Source organism: Brevibacterium sp. 239c, from assembly GCF_900169365.1.
Taxonomy (GTDB): Bacteria; Actinomycetota; Actinomycetes; order Actinomycetales; family Brevibacteriaceae; genus Brevibacterium.
In genome coordinates, this window is the sequence record NZ_FXZH01000009.1 from 1 (window position 1) to 17,548 (window position 17,548).

General features: G+C 61.2%; 16 protein-coding genes. 6 read left to right on the forward strand and 10 right to left on the reverse strand.

Translation table 11 applies throughout. The features are described 5' to 3' along the window. Positions 1-476: 476 nt before the first annotated feature. On the forward strand, positions 477-1,439 hold the full coding sequence (locus BSP239C_RS09860) for a sorbosone dehydrogenase family protein (protein WP_257930160.1): 963 nt from the start codon (positions 477-479) through the stop codon (positions 1,437-1,439). 44 nt (positions 1,440-1,483) lie between these two features. Here the strand turns inward: BSP239C_RS09860 and BSP239C_RS09865 are convergent, their stop codons facing one another. The 3 genes from BSP239C_RS09865 to BSP239C_RS09875 form a co-directional block, all read right to left on the reverse strand. Further along, the gene (locus tag BSP239C_RS09865) at positions 1,484-2,596 is read right to left on the reverse strand and encodes an alcohol dehydrogenase catalytic domain-containing protein (RefSeq protein ID WP_101572372.1); all 1,113 of its coding nucleotides are present in this window, start codon (positions 2,594-2,596) and stop codon (positions 1,484-1,486) included. Next, a complete protein-coding gene (locus BSP239C_RS09870; RefSeq protein ID WP_096160645.1) occupies positions 2,593-3,066 on the reverse strand; it encodes a ribose-5-phosphate isomerase in 474 nt (157 codons plus the stop codon). Before BSP239C_RS09870 ends, BSP239C_RS09865 begins: the two co-directional genes overlap by 4 nt. A 67-nt stretch (positions 3,067-3,133) precedes the next feature. Further along, a complete protein-coding gene (locus BSP239C_RS09875; protein WP_096160646.1) occupies positions 3,134-3,739 on the reverse strand; it encodes a DsbA family protein in 606 nt (201 codons plus the stop codon). A 104-nt stretch (positions 3,740-3,843) separates the two neighbouring features. Here BSP239C_RS09875 and pepN point away from each other — a divergent pair, with 104 nt between their 5' ends. Genes pepN through BSP239C_RS09890 form a run of 3 tightly spaced genes read left to right on the forward strand, consistent with a single transcriptional unit; the run spans position 3,844 to position 8,081 of the window. Next, positions 3,844-6,540 (forward strand): aminopeptidase N, encoded by a 2,697-nt coding sequence (gene pepN / locus BSP239C_RS09880; RefSeq protein ID WP_101572374.1) that lies wholly within the window; start codon positions 3,844-3,846, stop codon positions 6,538-6,540. Between the two features lie 12 nt (positions 6,541-6,552). Beyond that, entirely contained in the window at positions 6,553-7,677 is a 1,125-nt protein-coding gene (locus BSP239C_RS09885; RefSeq protein ID WP_257930161.1) for a mechanosensitive ion channel family protein, read from the forward strand. Between the two features lie 2 nt (positions 7,678-7,679). After that, positions 7,680-8,081 (forward strand): globin, encoded by a 402-nt coding sequence (locus BSP239C_RS09890; RefSeq protein ID WP_101572376.1) that lies wholly within the window; start codon positions 7,680-7,682, stop codon positions 8,079-8,081. Positions 8,082-8,200: 119 nt separating this feature from the next. Here BSP239C_RS09890 and BSP239C_RS09895 read toward each other — a convergent pair whose 3' ends face one another. Then, positions 8,201-8,875: a hypothetical protein gene (locus BSP239C_RS09895; protein ID WP_101572378.1), complete on the reverse strand. Its 675-nt coding sequence runs from the start codon at positions 8,873-8,875 to the stop codon at positions 8,201-8,203. Then, complete coding sequence (locus BSP239C_RS09900) at positions 8,872-9,414, reverse strand: thioesterase family protein (protein ID WP_101572380.1); 543 nt, start codon at positions 9,412-9,414, stop codon at positions 8,872-8,874. The genes BSP239C_RS09895 and BSP239C_RS09900 overlap by 4 nt, the downstream gene beginning before the upstream one ends. A 94-nt stretch (positions 9,415-9,508) precedes the next feature. On the opposite strand from BSP239C_RS09900, the gene BSP239C_RS09905 reads away from it, so the two are divergent. Together BSP239C_RS09905 and BSP239C_RS09910 are read left to right on the forward strand one after the other, a co-directional pair. Further along, positions 9,509-10,417 (forward strand): acyl-CoA thioesterase II, encoded by a 909-nt coding sequence (locus BSP239C_RS09905; protein WP_101572382.1) that lies wholly within the window; start codon positions 9,509-9,511, stop codon positions 10,415-10,417. Next, a complete protein-coding gene (locus BSP239C_RS09910) occupies positions 10,414-10,671 on the forward strand; it encodes a hypothetical protein (protein WP_257930162.1) in 258 nt (85 codons plus the stop codon). Before BSP239C_RS09905 ends, BSP239C_RS09910 begins: the two co-directional genes overlap by 4 nt. Positions 10,672-10,773: 102 nt before the next feature. On the opposite strand, the gene ettA is transcribed toward BSP239C_RS09910, so the two are convergent. From ettA to BSP239C_RS09935, 5 genes are all read right to left on the reverse strand, one after another. After that, a complete protein-coding gene (gene ettA, locus BSP239C_RS09915; protein ID WP_101572384.1) occupies positions 10,774-12,456 on the reverse strand; it encodes an energy-dependent translational throttle protein EttA in 1,683 nt (560 codons plus the stop codon). 66 nt (positions 12,457-12,522) lie between these two features. After that, positions 12,523-13,206 (reverse strand): DUF6993 domain-containing protein, encoded by a 684-nt coding sequence (locus BSP239C_RS09920; protein WP_101572386.1) that lies wholly within the window; start codon positions 13,204-13,206, stop codon positions 12,523-12,525. Between the two features lie 140 nt (positions 13,207-13,346). After that, on the reverse strand, positions 13,347-14,000 hold the full coding sequence (locus BSP239C_RS09925) for a single-stranded DNA-binding protein (RefSeq protein ID WP_101572388.1): 654 nt from the start codon (positions 13,998-14,000) through the stop codon (positions 13,347-13,349). Positions 14,001-14,210: 210 nt separating this feature from the next. Further along, positions 14,211-15,791 (reverse strand): GTPase, encoded by a 1,581-nt coding sequence (locus BSP239C_RS09930; RefSeq protein WP_101572390.1) that lies wholly within the window; start codon positions 15,789-15,791, stop codon positions 14,211-14,213. After that, on the reverse strand, positions 15,788-17,485 hold the full coding sequence (locus tag BSP239C_RS09935) for a dynamin family protein (protein ID WP_257930163.1): 1,698 nt from the start codon (positions 17,483-17,485) through the stop codon (positions 15,788-15,790). Before BSP239C_RS09935 ends, BSP239C_RS09930 begins: the two co-directional genes overlap by 4 nt. Positions 17,486-17,548 lie beyond the last annotated feature (63 nt).

The following is a 17,548-nucleotide window of genomic DNA, read 5'->3' on the forward strand; positions in this document are numbered from 1 at the left end:
CACCACAGCGGGGATGATTCCTGGGATTGGACACTGAACATGCTTCCAGACCATGTTCAGCCCCGTCTTGGCCTACTGCCTACTGGGCAAAGTCCCTATGCTGTACACACAATCTGGCCTATAACCCCCTTATCTCATCCCAACAGGAGACAATGTGGGGGCAGGCTCGCGGAATTTCGAGGCCGGAAGGTGCGCCGCCAATGCTGATCCGAGGACACAACACCCACAGATCCGCCCTGACAGCAGCACGCCCTTTTCCGCAACACCTATCGCAGCCGACCACTCTTCGCGCCGCGCAGACTCTTCGTCGACGTTCCGCGGCCGTCATCATACTCGCGCTGACGCTGAGCGGCTGCAGTTCCGATGACCCGGATTCATCTTTGCCGAGCCCATCGGCTCCAGACACACAGGCCAGCAGCGGCCCCAGCAGGGAGAGCAGGACCGATGTCGATCCTGGAGTAGACGATCCGGAGGTAGTGGCACAGAACCTGCAGGCCCCATGGTCGGTTGCCTTCTACAAAGACACGGTCCTAGTCAGTGAAAGAGACTCCGGTCGCATCCTCGAACTCGACGATCAGCGACCGGCTCAGGCCAGAGAGGTCGCAACGGTTGCTGGAGTCTCCGCCTCAGGCGAAGGCGGGCTCCTGGGCCTCAGCGTGCACGGCGACAGTCTCTACGCATACTCCACCACCGAGACGGACAATCGGATCCAGAGATTTCCGCTCAAGCATGGATCCGATGGTGTGGAGCTCGGTGCGCCCGAGACGATCGTCGACGGGATCGCCAAGGCCGATTTCCACAATGGCGGTCGATTGGCCTTCTGCCCAGACGGAAAGCTCTATGCAACGGTCGGCGACGCCGGCAACCGGAGCGCTGCCCAAGACCGTGAGTCGTTCTCGGGCTCGATCCTGCGGATGAACCCGGATGGCAGCGTGCCAGATGACAACCCGTTCGACGGGTCCCTCGTCTACACCTATGGACACCGCAATCCGCAGGGCCTGGCTTGGGGCGAGGACGGCACGATGTATGCCAGCGAATTCGGTCAGGACACGTGGGATGAGCTCAACATCATCGAAGCCGGCGGTAACTATGGCTGGCCTGAGGTCGAAGGGATCTCAAAAGGTCCTGCCCCAGACGCTGATTTGATCGACCCGGTGCAGCAGTGGAGTCCCGACCAGGCCAGCCCGAGCGGAATGGCCATCAGCGAGGGCACACTCTTCATCGCCAATCTCCGGGGACAGGTGCTGCGGACAGTTGCCCTATCGGATGTCGCCGAGGCTGATGTGTCCTATGCCGGTCAGTTCGGTCGCCTGCGCGATGTGGTGAGAACACCGAGCGGCGAGGTCTGGGTTCTCACGAACAACACGGACGGGCGCGGTGATCCGGCCGCTGCCGACGACCGGATCCTGCACATTCCCGCTGACGTCGGCGCCGACTAGTGAGCTCACATCCGAGGGGTGATTTCCAGCGCCTGCGGCTGAGCTCAGCGCTGGAAGTCGATGACCTGGCGCACGACGGTTCCGTCGGCCAGCGCATCGAAGGCCGAGTTGAGGTCTTCGAGGCCGATGGTGTCCGACACCAGTTCCCCGACCGGCAGCTTTCCCTGACGCCAGAGGTCGGCGTAGACGGGAATGTCACGGCTGGGCACCGCTGAGCCCAGGTACGAACCGATGACGGTGCGTGCCTCGGCTGCGAGTGTGACTGGAGTGATGTGCGACTGCGCATCGGGTGCGGGAAGTCCCACAGTGACGGTCTTCCCACCGACCGCGGTCGCCGAGAACGCGGTTTCGAAGGCGCGTGGATGTCCGACGCATTCGATGACGATCGGAGCCCTGCGCTCCCCCAGCTGCTCGGGAGTGTAGACCTCGGCCGCGCCCAGTTCCTTTGCCCGGACCAGCTTGTCCGGATTGGCATCCACGCCGATCACGCCAGCCGTCTCGATGGACAGTGCTGTGATCAGAGCGGCCATGCCGACTCCGCCCAGGCCGACGATCATGATCTCGTCTTCGGGCCCTGGAACTCCGGCGTTGAGGACCGCTCCCCCGCCGGTGAGCACCGCACAGCCGAGCACGGCTGCGATCGAGGCAGGGACATCAGAAGCCACTGGGACGACGGAGGCGCGATTGAGCACGGCGTGGGTTGCGAAGATCGACGCACCCAGGTGGTGGAGCACCTCGGTGCCCGAATCATCGTGGAGTCGGACCTTATGCCCGTCGAATGGCAAGGTTCCCGCACCGTTGGTGGCGCTGCCCGGTGTACACGGGAGCTTGCCATCGGTGGCACAGTTCGCACATTCCCCGCAGCGCGGCAGGAAGACGGTGACGACCTGGTCGCCGATCTCCAGGTCGTCGACGCCGTCTCCGAGCTGTTCGACGATTCCTGCACCCTCATGACCGAGCAGCATCGGCAGAGGCCGCGGACGGTTGCCGTCGACGACGGACAGATCCGAATGGCAGACACCCGCAGCGCTGAGTCGGATGAGCACCTCACCGGGACCGGGCGCATCGAGTTCGAGTTCTTCGATCGACATCGGCGCCGAATCCGCGTAGGGACGCTCAGCACCCATGTCCCGAAGTACCGCTCCCCTGATCTTCACAGCGCCGACTGGCCCTCGGCCTCATAGGCGTCCATGATCCGAATCCTACGCTCGTGCCGCTCTTCACCGGAGAACGATTCCGCTAGAAAAGCATCGACGATGGCGATCGATTCAGCCTCCGTGTGCTGCCTGGCGCCGACCGAGACGATCTGGGCATTATTGTGCTCGCGCGCAAGCTTCGCGGTTTCGGTGTTCCAGGCCAGTGCGGTCCGGGCTCCCTTGACCTTGTTCGCGGCCATCTGCTCGCCGTTGCCCGAGCCTCCGATGACGATGCCGAGTGCCTCAACACCGGCAGCCTGATCATCGACGACTGCCTGAGCCGCAGCGATGCAGAATGCGGGGTAGTCATCGAGAGCGTCGTATTCGAGCGCACCGTGGTCGATGACTTCGTAGCCCGATTCGCCGAGGTGGGTCTTGAGGATCTCTTTGAATTCGAATCCTGCGTGGTCGGTGCCGAGATGAACCTTCATGTGGTGACTCCTTCGAGTTCTCCGGGCCAAGATGCCCGGGAAAGACTGTGTGTGGTGGGGCAGAGCCTCAGTCGAAGACCGGGCCCTGATTGCGTGTGCGTTTGAGTTCGAAGAAGCCTGGGGTCGAAGCCACAGCGAGAACGCCGTCGAAGAGTCGACCCGCGTCTTCGCCCTTGGGTGCCGGGGTGACGACTGGACCGAAGAAGGCGGTTCCTGCGACGCGGCAGATCGGCGTGCCCACATCGTCGCCGACGAGTGCCAGGGCTTCATCATGTGATTCCTGCAGAGCCGCGTCGTAGTCGTCGCGGTCGCCGTACTTCATCAGGTCATTCGGCAGGCCGACCTCAGCCAGCGCCTCGGCGACGGCCTTGTCGAAGTCCTGCTCCCCACCTGGGTGGATACGAGTTCCGATCGCGGTGTAGAGAGGCTCCGCGACCTCATCGCCGTGCTCGGCGATGGCGGCGGTGACGATGCGCATCGGGGCCAGAGCACGATCCATCAGCTCTCGGTAGTCGGCCGGGATGTCCTTATCGCGGTTGAGGATGTTCAGGCTCATGACATGGAACTTCACGTCGATGTCACGCACCTTGGCGACTTCGAGGCCCCAGCGCGACGTCATCCATGCCCACGGGCAGGCCGTGTCGAACCACAGGTCAAGTGTCTCTCTGCTCAATTTCACTCCTCGTTAGGGTGGGCACCGGCACGGGCGAAACGCCCGCAATGTCCGAGGCCAATTTATCAAGCCTTGGCACCGAAGAGGAATGCGTCCATGAAAGAATGGCGAAGTACACCCGGACCCGAAGCGGAGGTCACCTCAAAGTGCCCCAATATAACCTCACTCGCGAGGAAGCTCGCAGACGTTCATCCCTCGTCGACGTCTCGAGCTACGAGAACACCCTGATTCTCTCCGGAGAGGGTGAGAGCTTCCGGGTTCGCTCCCGCATCCGCTTCACCGCAACGCCGGAGTCCACCACCTTCATCGATGCCATCACCGCCAGCGTCGAACGCATCCGGCTCAACGGACTCGATCTCGAGATCGCCGAGGTCGTCTCTGCCTCCCGGATCACCTTGCCCGGCCTCGCCGCTGAGAACGAGCTCATCATCGATGCTCACTTCTACTACATGAATACCGGTGAGGGCCTGCACCGTTTCGTCGATCCCATCGACGGTGAGGTCTACCTTTATTCACAGTTCGAGGTTCCCGACGCCAGACGCGTCTTCCCTGTCTTCGAACAGCCCGATCTCAAGGCCCCGTTCTCCTTCACCGTCGTGGCCCCTGCACGCTGGGCCATGGTGTCGAACTCCCCCACTCCGGCTCCCGGTGATCCCAGCGAAGTCTTCACCGAGCTCGACGAAGCCCCGGTCGACGACACCGCGGTATGGCAGTTCGCCCCGACAACTCCGATCTCCTCCTACATAACTGCCATCGTGGCCGGACCCTACCGCAGTGTGCATTCAGAGCTGATCTCCTCCGATGGCTCCTCCGTCCCGCTGGGCCTGTACTGCCGCGAGTCGCTCTTCGAACACCTCGATGCGGAGAACCTCTTCGCCATCACACGAGCAGGGTTCGAGTTCTACGAACGCGAGTTCGGTGTGTCCTATCCGTTCGAGAAATACGATCAGCTCTTCGTTCCCGAGTTCAATGCCGGTGCGATGGAAAACGCCGGCGCCGTGACCATTCTGGAGAACTACGTCTTCAGATCACGACCCACAGAGGCCCTTGTGGAGCGACGTGCTGTGACCGTGCTCCATGAGTTGGCGCACATGTGGTTCGGAGATCTGGTCACCATGAAATGGTGGAACGACCTGTGGCTCAACGAGTCCTTCGCCGAGTTCATGTCGACGCTGGCCACAGCCGAAGCCACCGAGTACTCCGAGGCATGGACGACGTTCGCCACGATTGAGAAGTCGTGGGCCTACCGACAAGATCAGCTGCCGAGCACACACCCGATCGTCGCCAGCATCGAAGACCTGGCAGATGTCGAGGTCAACTTCGACGGCATCACCTACGCCAAGGGTGCTTCGGTGCTCAAACAGTTGGTGGCGTGGGTCGGTCGCGATGAGTTCTTCTCCGGGCTCAAACGCTATTTCGACAAACATGCGTGGTCGAACACAGAGCTGCCGGACCTCCTCGGTGAGCTCGAGGCGACCAGCGGACGAGACCTCGCCACCTGGTCGAAATTGTGGCTCGAGGAATCCGGAGTCAACCTCATCGAAGCCGAGGTCGACACCGCAACCGATGATGACACCGAGGTGGTGTCCGAGCTGCGCGTGACTCAGAAGCCCTGGATCATCGAAGGGCAGCCGGTTCCGTCGCTGCGTCCCCACCGTCTGGCCATCGGGTTCTACTCCGACAACGGACTGGGCCGACTGGTTCGGACCCACAGCTTCCCACTCGACATCGATTCGGAGTCGACCATCGTCGAGGAAGCTCGCGGTCTGCCGAAACCCGACGCCCTCATCGTCAACGACGAGGACCTGACCTATGCGAAGGTCCGTTTCGATACCGAGAGCATGGACCTCGCATCCAAGCGTCTCGGTGACTTCGATGACTCCCTGACTCAGCTGCTCATCCTCGGCACTCTCTGGGACACTGTCCGCGACGGTCAGCGCCCGGTCCAGGACTACATCACCACGGTCTTGGACAACTGTGCGTCCGTGACACATTCCTCGGGACTGCTCACCCAGATGCGTCAACTCGACGCCGCTGTCGGAACCTATCTGGTCCCCGCGGCACGAGCAGAGGCTCATGCTGCTGTCGCCGACCGGTTCACACAGCTTCTCGACGCGGTTCCTGGCGGTACTGACCAGGCGTTCCAGTTCCTCCGCGGGTTCATCAAGCATGCGTCGACTCAAGCGCAGATCTCAGTGCTGCAATCCTGGTTGGATGCGGCCGGTGACACGGTCTACGGAATCACCATCGACACCGATCTCACCTGGGAGATCATCATCGCACTCGCGGCACACGATGCGATCGACGACTCAGCAATCGAGGCCATGGCCAAAACGGACCCTTCGGCAACCGGAGCACGTCAGGCGGCGACGGCGCGCAGCGCACGCCCCACCTCGGCGGCGAAGTCGAAGGCATTCACTCGCATTCTCGACGAAGCCGACCTTCCGAACTCTGAACTCAGTGCTCTGGCTCTGGGCTTCGCCTCCGGTCTGCAGACGGACACCGGTGCGATCCTCGCCTCAGAAGCCCCCTTGCGCGACTTCTCCACCGAATACTTCCAGCGGGTCTCAGGATGGTGGGAAACCCGGACCCTGGAGATCGCACAGACCTTGACGTTGCGACTGTTCCCCCCGGTCAGCGAGCACACCGTCAAGGCCACCCAGACATGGTTGAGCGATCATCCAGCGGCCCCCAAAGGACTGGTGCGCCTGATGCGGGAGAATCTTGCCGACGCCCAGCGGGCGCTGACCGCTCAGGAAGTGTCCAGCAATTCCAAGGGCACATTGACCTTCGGCAGTTAGGCTCGTGGCATCATGACTTTCGATGCTTTGCAGAACGACCTCTTATCCGCACCCAAGATCGATTGGGACTTTCTCCTCGACGCTCCGCTGCGGATCGTCGTCATCATCATCATCGCCATCGGGCTGAACATAGTGATGCGCTTGTTCATCCGACGATTCTCCACCGCGGTGGCCAAGGGCACCGTCGGCAGCGAGAAGGCGGAAGGGCACGGCAGCGGCAAGTTCTCGAGCTCTGTCATCGAGTCGCAGCGCACCGGCATCGAACCGGTCATCATCCGTGAACGTCGTGCTCAGCGTGCGAAGACCGTGGGGCGAATGCTGTCGTCGGTGACGACGATCATCATCAGCGTCATCGCCGTGCTCATGGTCCTTGACCAATTGAACTTCAACATCGCACCTATTCTGGCCTCAGCGGGCATCGTCGGTGTGGCACTGGCCTTCGGTGCCCAGGAACTCGTCAAGGACTACCTGTCCGGGTTCTTCATGGTCATCGAGGACCAGTACGGCATCGGAGACACCGTGGACCTGGGCGAAGCCGTCGGCGAGGTCGAGGACTTCGGTCTGCGCAAGACAGCGGTACGTGACCTCACGGGAACTCTCTGGCATGTGCGCAACGGCGAGATCATGCGCGTCGGCAACCTGTCGCAGGGATGGGCGCGTGCCGTCCTCGAGATCCCGGTCAACTACTCCACCGCAATGGACACCTACCGAGAGATCACCGAATCGGTGACGAACTCCATGCTGAAGGACAAAGAACTGGCATCCGCCATTCTCGAACGTCCCGAGATCGCAGGAGTCCAGTCCCTGTCAGCCGAGTACAGGGTCATCCGAACAATGATCAAAACCAAGCCCAACCTGCAGTGGATGGTCGAACGTGCCTTCCGTGCGGAACTCACGCACGAGTTCGACACGCGCGGCATCACTATCCCGATCATTCAGGAGACCATGCTCCGGACCCTGCCGGACACCTCCGATGCTCCCGGACCCGCCACGACGGGTGCGGCCCGCGATTCCGCTCGCCCCTCGGCTGCGGACCGGAGGAACAGCGACGAGTCGCCGTCACCGTTGCCCAGCGACGATGAGATCCGGGCGACGACCGATGAAGCCGGATCCGACACCACAGACGGAGAGAATTGACCATGACGCAGACATCGAACGAGACGATCTTCGACGCCGTCGGTGGCCATCCCACCTTCACCCGGCTCATCGATGTCTTCTACGATCATGTGGATCGGGATGAAGTGCTCATTGCCATGTACCCGGAAGGGCACGACCTGACAGGAGCCAAGCACCGCCTGCAGATGTTCCTGGAACAGTACTTCGGTGGTCCCACGACCTACCAACAGGAACGGGGGCACCCCCGGCTGCGGATGCGCCACTTTCCCTTCCCCGTCGACTTCGACGCACGTGACCGGTGGCTGGCCTCGATGCGGGCAGCTCTCGATGATGTGGCGCTCCCACCGCTCTATGACGAGATCTTCTGGGACTATTTCCAGCGGGCGGCCACGGCTATGGTCAACACGAACAGCAACCCGGTCTGAGAGACCGGCACTGACCGGTCAGGTGCGGGCAGTCAGCTCTGACCGGTCAGGTGTGCTCGGTCAGCTGTGATCGGTCAGTTGTGGGCCAGCACAGCTGTGGGCTCGCACCGCTGAGGGGTTCATCGTGCCCGGGTGAGCAGATGCCCGCCCGGCGTCGAAATTCGCAGCCATCCAGAGCTTGCGAAGACATCGTATTCCTCGTTCTCCGCAGCCGAGGCAGTCTCCGCTTCAGGTACGAACCGAAGTGCACTCGCCGCGAACCCGAGCCCACCGGGCAGCTCGGTGCCCCCTGTCGCGGTCATCGGCTTCGACCACACCCGCGATCGCAGTGCCTTCACCGCATGCGAGCCGGCACCCTCAGGGGCGCCGTCGCTGATCTCTGCAACCCCCGCCTCGGCGGCGGAGCGCAGGACATCACCGGCGATTCTGTCGTGGGCAGTCCATTGTCCCTTTGGGGGCGCTATCCCGGTCCAGGACACCAGCACCGAGTTCGGCGGCACCGGCAGGCGTGTGGCATTCTCTGCTCTGGCGAACCGGTCCTTGAGGTTGGCCAAGGGAACGACCTCGTCGAGTCCATCCATTTCAGGGCCGTTGAGACGCAGCATGCGCATCGCTAACACCAGTGGTGTGGAGTCACCGATCCCATGCGGATACAAGGGGGCAATGGTGACGACAAGTACGGTCGATGACACGTGCAGGCGCATGGCTCCATCGGGATCCAATTTGTGAGCCAAAGAGGTGAACGCGGCCAGGTCCTTCATCGCCAGCGGATCGGCGATCTCAAGTTCGGTCATCGGCGACGCCCCCGCATCGGTACGGCAGGCCGAATGACGTCTTCCATTGCTGCTGTCTCCTCCTGGCTCATGCGCCGTGGTCGGGAACTGGTTCGGTCTACGAAGACGATGACCGTCTCCGCCAGCGTATAGGCGACCGAGCCGTCGGGTTCGGCGATGACGTAACCGATGGTCACAGACGCCGGTTTGACCTCGCTGATGACCAAGTCGATGGCGATGGGTCCCGCGCGGTAGAGAATCGGCCGACGATATTCGATCGCATGCGAGGCCACGAGCAACTCAGTGGTCTCCGAGGCTGCGCCGAAGATCGGGGGGATCCTAATTCCCGATATGGTGTCCGTTATTCCGAACTGCCCAGGCGTTGTGGGTGCGTCCACACTGTGTGTCGGTGACCCCAGTGCTCGGACACGCGCCTCTTCGAGCAGGCGCAGCTGGGTGACATTGTTGACGTGACCGTAGGCATCCATGTCACCCCATCTCAGCTCCAGCAGTACTCGCGTGAATTCGTCCAGCAGGGGGTTTGTGGTGCCATTGTGCATATGACCCATCATGCCACTTTCACTGCGGCAGTGACGGCCACGATAGAATCATGAACACACGCACGAGATTCATTGTCGCAGGCTGGAGGCCCATATGAGCGATGTAGAACCCACGACTGCAGAGGCGAACATCGACACCTTGCGCAGAGTGCTCGAACTCGAGAGCCTGAGCTTCACCTCGGATTCCCGAGAGAGCGACTATTTCGTCGGACAGAACCAATACAAACCCGACGGACGTGTCTTCGGCGGTCAGGTGGTGGCGCAGTCCGTTGTGGCTGCAGCAGCGACCCTGCCCGATGAACGCCTCATCCATTCACTTCACGGGTACTTCCTGCGCGCCGGGGATGTCAGCGAACCGATTGAGTTCGGTGTCGAACGACTCCGTGACGGACGCTCGTTCTCTGCCCGTCGTGTCCACGCCTATCAGAAGGGTGCGCCGATCCTGTCCCTGATCGCCTCGTTCCAGGTCGAACAGGAGGGCCTTGAACACGCTGAGGCCATGCCGTCCGGCCTGCCTGGACCGCTGGAGTGCCCGGAACTGCGCGAGATCCTGGCAGGACAGGACACACCTCAGGTCACCGAATGGCTGAATAAACGCCCTTTCGAGATTCGCCCAGTGGAGGAATCCCTGTACAGCTTGACCACCGATGATCGACAGCGCGAACAGCAGCACGTATGGTTCCGTGCCAGTTCGACCTTCGGCGATGATCCTGTACTCAATGCGGCGGCTCTGGCCTATGCCAGCGATTTCAACCTGTTGGAACCGGTGCTGCGCCGTCAGGGGCTGAGCTGGACGAGCCCGGGGCTACGGGTCGCGAGCCTGGATCATGCCATGTGGTGGCATCGTCGGGTCAGAGTCGATGAGTGGATGCTCTACGTTCAGGAATCGCCTGCAGCCCAGGGCGGCCGCGGTCTCGGGTACGGGCGCATCTTCGCCCAGACCGGCGAGTTGCTGGCCACAGTGGCGCAGGAGGGCATGGTCCGAATCAAGGCAACTCAGTGAACCAAGACACCGCGATGATCGAGATCCTCGGGAAGATCATCTCTCGACTGGTCAACGTCGCTCTCTTCATCATCATCACCATCCTTGCCCTGGTCTTCATTCGTGAGGGCGCAGACATGAACCTGGCCCTGATTGCGCTGATATCGATCATGATCGGGATCGTCGGCACCATCTTGTTGAGATATCTGTTGAAGCTTGTGCTGCGCATCGGCAATCTGTTCTCACCAGATCAGCATCAGCCGCCTGAAAGCTGATGCCCCCGCCAATAGCTGATGCCCCGGTCGACGACCGGGGCATCAGCTATTGGTATTCGACTCTGTGCGCTGCGCTGACTGCACGCAGAGCACAGAACTCAATCAGTCACGGGTAAGGCGACGGTGGGTCACACGGTGAGGGCGAGCTGCGTCTTCACCGAGGCGGTCGACCTTGTTCTCCTCGTAGGACTCGAAGTTGCCTTCGAACCAATACCAGTTCGCAGGATTGTCTTCTGTGCCCTCCCACGCAAGGATGTGGGTCGCCACCCGGTCGAGGAACCAACGGTCGTGCGAGACGACCACGGCACAGCCGGGGAACTCGAGGAGGGCGTTTTCCAATGAACCCAAGGTTTCGACGTCGAGGTCGTTAGTCGGCTCATCGAGCAGCAGCAGGTTTCCGCCCTGTTTGAGTGTCAACGCCAGGTTGAGGCGGTTGCGCTCACCACCGGAGAGCACGCCGGCCTTCTTCTGCTGATCGGGACCCTTGAAACCGAAGGCGGAGACATATGCTCGTGAAGGCATCTCAACATTGCCCACCTGGATGAAGTCGAGTCCATCGGAGACGACCTCCCACAGATTCTTGTTCGAGTCGATACCGCCACGCGACTGGTCGACATATGAGGTCTTAACGCTGTCGCCGATCTTGAGATCTCCGCCGTCGAGCTCTTCCTGCCCGACGATGGTCTTGAACAGAGTCGACTTGCCGACACCGTTGGGGCCGATGACACCGACGATGCCGTTGCGCGGCAGGGAGAAGCTGAGACCGTCGATGAGGAGACGACCGTCGAAGCCCTTCTGCAGTTTGGAAGCCTCGATGACAATGTCGCCGAGGCGAGGACCGGCAGGAATCTGAATCTCTTCGAAATCCAGCTTCTTGGTCTTCTCGGCCTCTGCGGCCATCTCTTCATACCGAGCCAGACGAGCCTTCGACTTCGTCTGTTTGGCCTTCGGGTTCGACCGGACCCACTCGAGTTCGTCTTTGAGGCGCTTCGACAGCTTCGCGTCCTTCTTGCCCGCGACCTGCAGACGTTCCTGCTTCTTCTCCAGGTAGGTCGAGTAGTTGCCCTCGTAGGGGTAGAGGTGTCCGCGATCGATCTCGGCGATCCATTCGGCAACGTGGTCGAGGAAGTACCTATCGTGAGTGATCGCGATGACGGCGCCGGGGTAGGACCGCAGGTGCTGCTCCAACCACAGCACGGACTCGGCGTCCAGGTGGTTTGTGGGCTCATCGAGCAGGAGCAGATCGGGCTTTTCGAGGAGCAGCTTGCACAGCGCCACGCGGCGGCGCTCACCACCGGAGAGCACACTGACTTCGGCTTCTGGCGGTGGGCAGCGCAGAGCGTCCATCGCCTGCTCCAGCTGAGAGTCCAGATCCCAGGCATCGGCAGCATCGATGGCTTCCTGTAGCTTGCCCATCTCTTCCATCAGGGAATCGAAGTCCGCGTCAGGGTTGGCCATCTCCTCTGAGATGGCGTTGAAACGGTCAAGCTTGGCTTTGATCTCACCGACGCCCTCTTCGACGTTGCCGAGGACAGTCTTGTCCTCGTTCAGGGGCGGCTCCTGCAACAGGATGCCCACGGTGTAACCGGGGCTGAGCCGAGCCTCACCGTTGGAAGGCTGTTCGAGCCCGGCCATGATCTTAAGGATCGTCGACTTACCGGCACCGTTCGGACCGACCATGCCGATCTTCGCTCCGGGATAGAAGGACATCGACACGTCATCGAGAATGACTTTGTCGCCGTGCGCTTTACGCGCCTTGTGAAGGGTGTAAATGAATTCGGCCATAATAACCTCAGGTTATCGGTTCGGCACGCTCAAGTGCCAATTGGACCACTCCCTGTGGCGCTGCGTTCAGCCGCCGCCCAGGGACGGTGCTTCACCGGATGATGACCCCTCGGAGGAGCCGCCTCCTGACGAGGAACCTTCGGTTGAGGATCCCTCTGACGTAGAGCCATCTGATGATGTCCCCTGCGAGGAGGTGTCTTCCGATCCCCCGTCAGGCGATGGGCTTTCAGACGGACCGTCCTTGCCGTTGATGTCCTCGCCAGGCATGTGCCCGGCCCCGTTGGAGTCGCCGTCCTTCTCACGTTTGTCTCCTTCAGGTGCTTTGACACCCTTCGGACGTTCGACTTCGCCGAACAGACATGACCCCGTCGACTCGGTCGGCGGCATCAGTTCCGCGTTTGCCTTACCCTTCCGAATCTCGCCGATGACGCACCCTTTGGCGGTCTTCACACCGAACATCTTCGAGGGAACATCATTGCCCAACGGCGAGTCATCGATGGTGGCTTCGAGCTGCTTCGGCTCGTAGCCGGCATCGATCATGGTTTTGAAGAACTTCTTCGTTGAAGGAACTTTGTCCTCGTCGCCGGTCAGCGGCTTGAGAGCTGCTACGACTTTGTCGACCTCCGCGACTGGCTTGGCCGGGGTGCGATCCGGCGTTGGCTGAGCATCTTCACCGCCTATTCCCAGCAGTGAGCAGCCCGACAGAGAAATGGTCAGAACTCCGAGACTCAGGAGCGGAACGAGACGCATCAACAACCTCAGCAGGTGGGAACGATGAACAGTCTCACTTTAGCCGATCGTCGGCCCAATAGAGTTCAGATCTGACGTGTGCGAGCCCCAGTCTCAACTGTGATCTGTGCAATGACACAGCACCGGCCCAAAGACCCGGCTCAGAAAGGCGCCGCTGCGCTCACCGTGTCTCGTGCGATTGCGTCATCGAGGTTTCCGGAGTCTCCCCCACCTGGTTCGGACTCATCGGCGTCAGCGACCGCAGTGTCTGCGGTGTATTGTCCGGTGTCTTCTGCGTCGTCGTTGTTCGCAGATCCCAGACCGAATCTCGACCCGTCCGAGACATCGGACCCACCATTTTCAGGGCCCTCCGCAAACGAGCCCCATCCCGCTTCGCTGCCTGCCGACGTCTGCTGCTGACCTTCCTGTTGCTGGCCATCCTGTTGTCTGCTCACACCGCTGGCCCTCTGATAATTGGCGGTGCCATATCTCAGATCTGGGCCGATGTGCTCGGCTATGACGGTCGGAGCAATACCTTTCTTCTCCTCCGTCGACCATTCGCGAATCTTCAGGGTTCCCTGCACGACGACGGACATTCCCTGATGGATGCTCATCGACGCATTGCTGGCCAAGGGCCCATAGCAGTCGATGCTGAACCACGAAGTCGTATCGGCGGCGTATTCTCCCGTCCCCTTGTCGAGACGCCAATGATTCACGGCCAGACGGAACGAGGCACAGGCCCTGCCCGAGGGCAGCGTCCTGCTCTGCGGATCGGCGGCAACAGTACCGCTGAGGGCGATCGGAATGATGGACATCGTGTTACCTCACTTCTGCTGAGCGTTACGTGATCGGACTTGCCGGATCACCCATCGGGGACGAATCAGCCTGAAACCGTTCGATCACGTCAACCATCATTGAACACATCTGGCGCCGCCGTCTGCCAGACATGAGAAATGCCCTGTGGACGGTGATTGACCGTCCACAGGGCATTCGCACACGAGTCGCCGCTCATGTGCACAGAAGTGTCAACGCAGTGTTTCGTAGGCGCGTCGGTGTTCGTCGATCACGGCGTTGACTGGCTCAAGATAGGAACTCTGAGCCGCACTGCCCACGGCCTCGCGAAGTGTGCGATCGACGTCTCTGGCTGCCTCATCGGCTCCATTGGCGCGTGCAGATTTAGCGATCACCGAACTCACAACAGATCCGATGATGCCTACCGCCAGGAGCCCGATACTCACGATCCAGCTCCATCCCGGAAGTGTTCCCGGCATAACGATGGCAAGGATCGCGGTGGCGATGACACCCAACAGGCCCAGGATCGTGGCGATGAAGAAGATGATCTGCAGAATCTTGGCCACGGACCACCAGCCGGGAGTCTGCGGTTTGATATCCACAGCTGTGACGGCCGAGTCGAGGGCTTCGGAGAGCTCGGTGGTACTCTCCTTCTCGGCTTCCAAGACTGCACTCTGCCATGGTCGCGGCATGGACGACACGGTTTCTGCGATCAGTTCGTGAGCCATCAGACGCACCTGAGAGCTTTGAGCTTTGCTCGTCGCCGGCACAGACGCGCGAATCAGCTCGTCTCGGCCCTGGCCGTGTTTGGCGCCCAACGGGTCGGGAGCGTTCCGCTGCATCCATGCCAGCACCGGATATCCGGTCTTGCGATAGGCACGGCGAATGTAGTCATCGTGGACTGTCTGTGCGACGGCTTCTACACCTGCGGCGTCAGACATGGTCTCCACCAGCTTTGAGGCTCCCGGACGCTCATCAGGTGGAACCACGGGCTCGCCGAGTTCGTTCTGCATCCGTTTGGCCATGGCCTGCATATCGGCCAACAGCCTCTCAGAGGCTGCCTGCTTGGAGTCGACCGTGTCGGCCAAGATCGACCTGACCTGGGGAATCCCTTCACGGGTGAGGGCGGAGGTCATGTGCACCTTCGTGTCGGTGAGCCCGTCCTCAACGAGAAGCTGCTGCAGGTGGTCGGCGGCAGCTTTCTGCTCTTCGTCACTGAGTTTGTCGACCTGGTTGAGAACGACGACCATGTTCGAGCTGTTCTCTGCCAGTTTCGCCAGGTATTCGGAGTGAAGTGAAAAGTCAGCGTACTTCTGTGGATCAACGACCCAGAACACAACGTCGACGAGCCCCACCAGTCGATCGGATTCGACACGGTGCTTGACTGCGGTCGAATCGTGGTCAGGCAGATCGAGCAGGATCAGCCCATGGAGCTTACGCTGATCGTCACCGTCGAGCGCCGATTCGCGCCAGGTCCGGCTGCGTTCGGGCACATGCAGCCAGTTGAGGATGTCGTTGCCGCCTTCGCCCCAGACGCATGCGGTGGGGCGCGACGTAGTCGGGCGACGAACGCCGACCCGAGCGATGTCCAGTCCGGCGACGGCGTTGAACAATGAAGACTTTCCAGACCCCGTGGAACCAGCAAAGGCCACGACGGTGAACTCCTCCCCCAAGCCGAGGCGATCCTCGGCGCGGTTGAGCAGGTTCTGTGCATCAGCGCGAACTTCGGAACTCAGTTTCTCGGGTCCCAGAGACAGGGTCTGCCGGATGCCTTCGGCCCGACGACTGATCTCGGACTGTGCAGGATCGTTCACAATGCCACCTCAAGTCGATCACCGGAGGCGCGAAGTGCGCCCGCTTGCCGCGCCGGTACCGCGGATAGTCGTAGTACGTTGTCAAAGGGCGCACGGCAACCGCCGACGATTCCCGCCGCTGTGGTCAGGAAGCGATCCCTGATCGAGCCGATGAGATTCACGGCCTCCTGCTCACCGAAGATCGTGCCGGCGAGGCTGAGGGCGACATTCGCGTCATTGCGCGAAACGTGATTGTTCTCGGAAGAGTATTTTGGATCCCAGAATGCCGCGTATTCGACAACGGCACAGACTCCGCCGACTCCGAACGAAAGAATTCGAGCCTTGGACTTCTTGCCCTGCCCGATGTCACGCACCAGCGCATTCACTTCGCTGGACCATCCGCTGACGGCGGACTTGACCGAGTCCTCGAGGTCCTTTGCGCTCTGGCGGAGTTCAGGATGGGCATCCAGCAGCGCAGAACCGGCCGGGTCACGCAGCCACTGAGCACCGACCTCGTCAACGACGCCGATTGCCTGCTCCCGCAGTGAGATCGCGGCGCTGCGCAGGATCGCAATGTGCAGAGGCGAGGCAGCATCGTGTTTGCCGGTGACTGCGGCAGAGATTCTGTCGCGCATGCGCGCCATTGTGGGCTCCAGACCGCGGAAGAGCTGCCCCGTACCAACGAAGTCCTGCCACCTGGCATTCACCTCACCGTGCAGAACCCGGCCGTCGGAGAACACCTCGGCAAGGCCTGTGTCTGCAGCCTGGAAAGTCTGATCAAGGCTGAGCTGCAGGCGGTCAAACGTGGACTCCTGCGACTCGGCGTAATCGGCCAAAGACTTCACCTGAGCAGGTAGTGCACCGATCGAACCGGTGAGGGTCCGCTGACGAATCCGCTCCTGTGAAAGGCCCTCCGAACTCACCTGGCTGGTCCAGGACCGGATCGGATAGATCGCGGAGTGAGGAAGCAGACCCTCTTCCAGTTCGAGTTCGGCCACTGCGAAGATCGGGGAGTTCTCCAGTCCCGCTTCCGAAAGCAGGCTGGAGAGGTGGTGCCTGACCTCACGGTTGGCTTCCGGCGGTACCCGGTCGAGCACGATGGCTACCGAGGTGTTGCGCACGGCAGCATCCTTGAGCAGTACCCAGGGTGCTGCATCGGCATAGCGGTTTGCTGTGGTCACAAACATCCATAGGTCGGCACTCATCAGAATCCGACGGGCCAGATCACGGTTCGATTCGGCGATGGAGTCGATATCTGGGCAGTCGAGCACAGCAGTGCCCGGTTCGATGCCCTCATCTTGGATCAGCACAACAGAGGGAGTCGAAGTCGTGGGGTCCGTGCTGCGTGGCAGATCGGACAGAAATGACTGTGATTCGAAGAACTTGGCGTCGGCCGGGTTGTGAACCACGATCGGGTTGCCTGTCGTGGGTCGACGTATACCGGCAGGACTCACCGTTCTCCCCACCAGAGAATTCACCAAGGTGGATTTGCCTGCACCGGTTGACCCGCCGACTGCGATCATGAAGGGCGTCTGTGTCCGATTGATCCGGGGCAGCAGGTAATCCGTCAGCTCTGAGGAGAGCTGTCGGTGCAGGTTGCGACCATCAGAGCAATCATCGGTCTGCAGGGTGAAGCGGGTTTCTGAGACTCGCTTCGCGATATCGCTCAGCGCCCCTCCCACTGGTGGCGTCACGGCACTCTTACTGTCTGTCATCACGCATCCACTCTCTACGTTTTCCCAGCTGTGCACCAATTGCCACGCCGTAAGAGGAGGTAA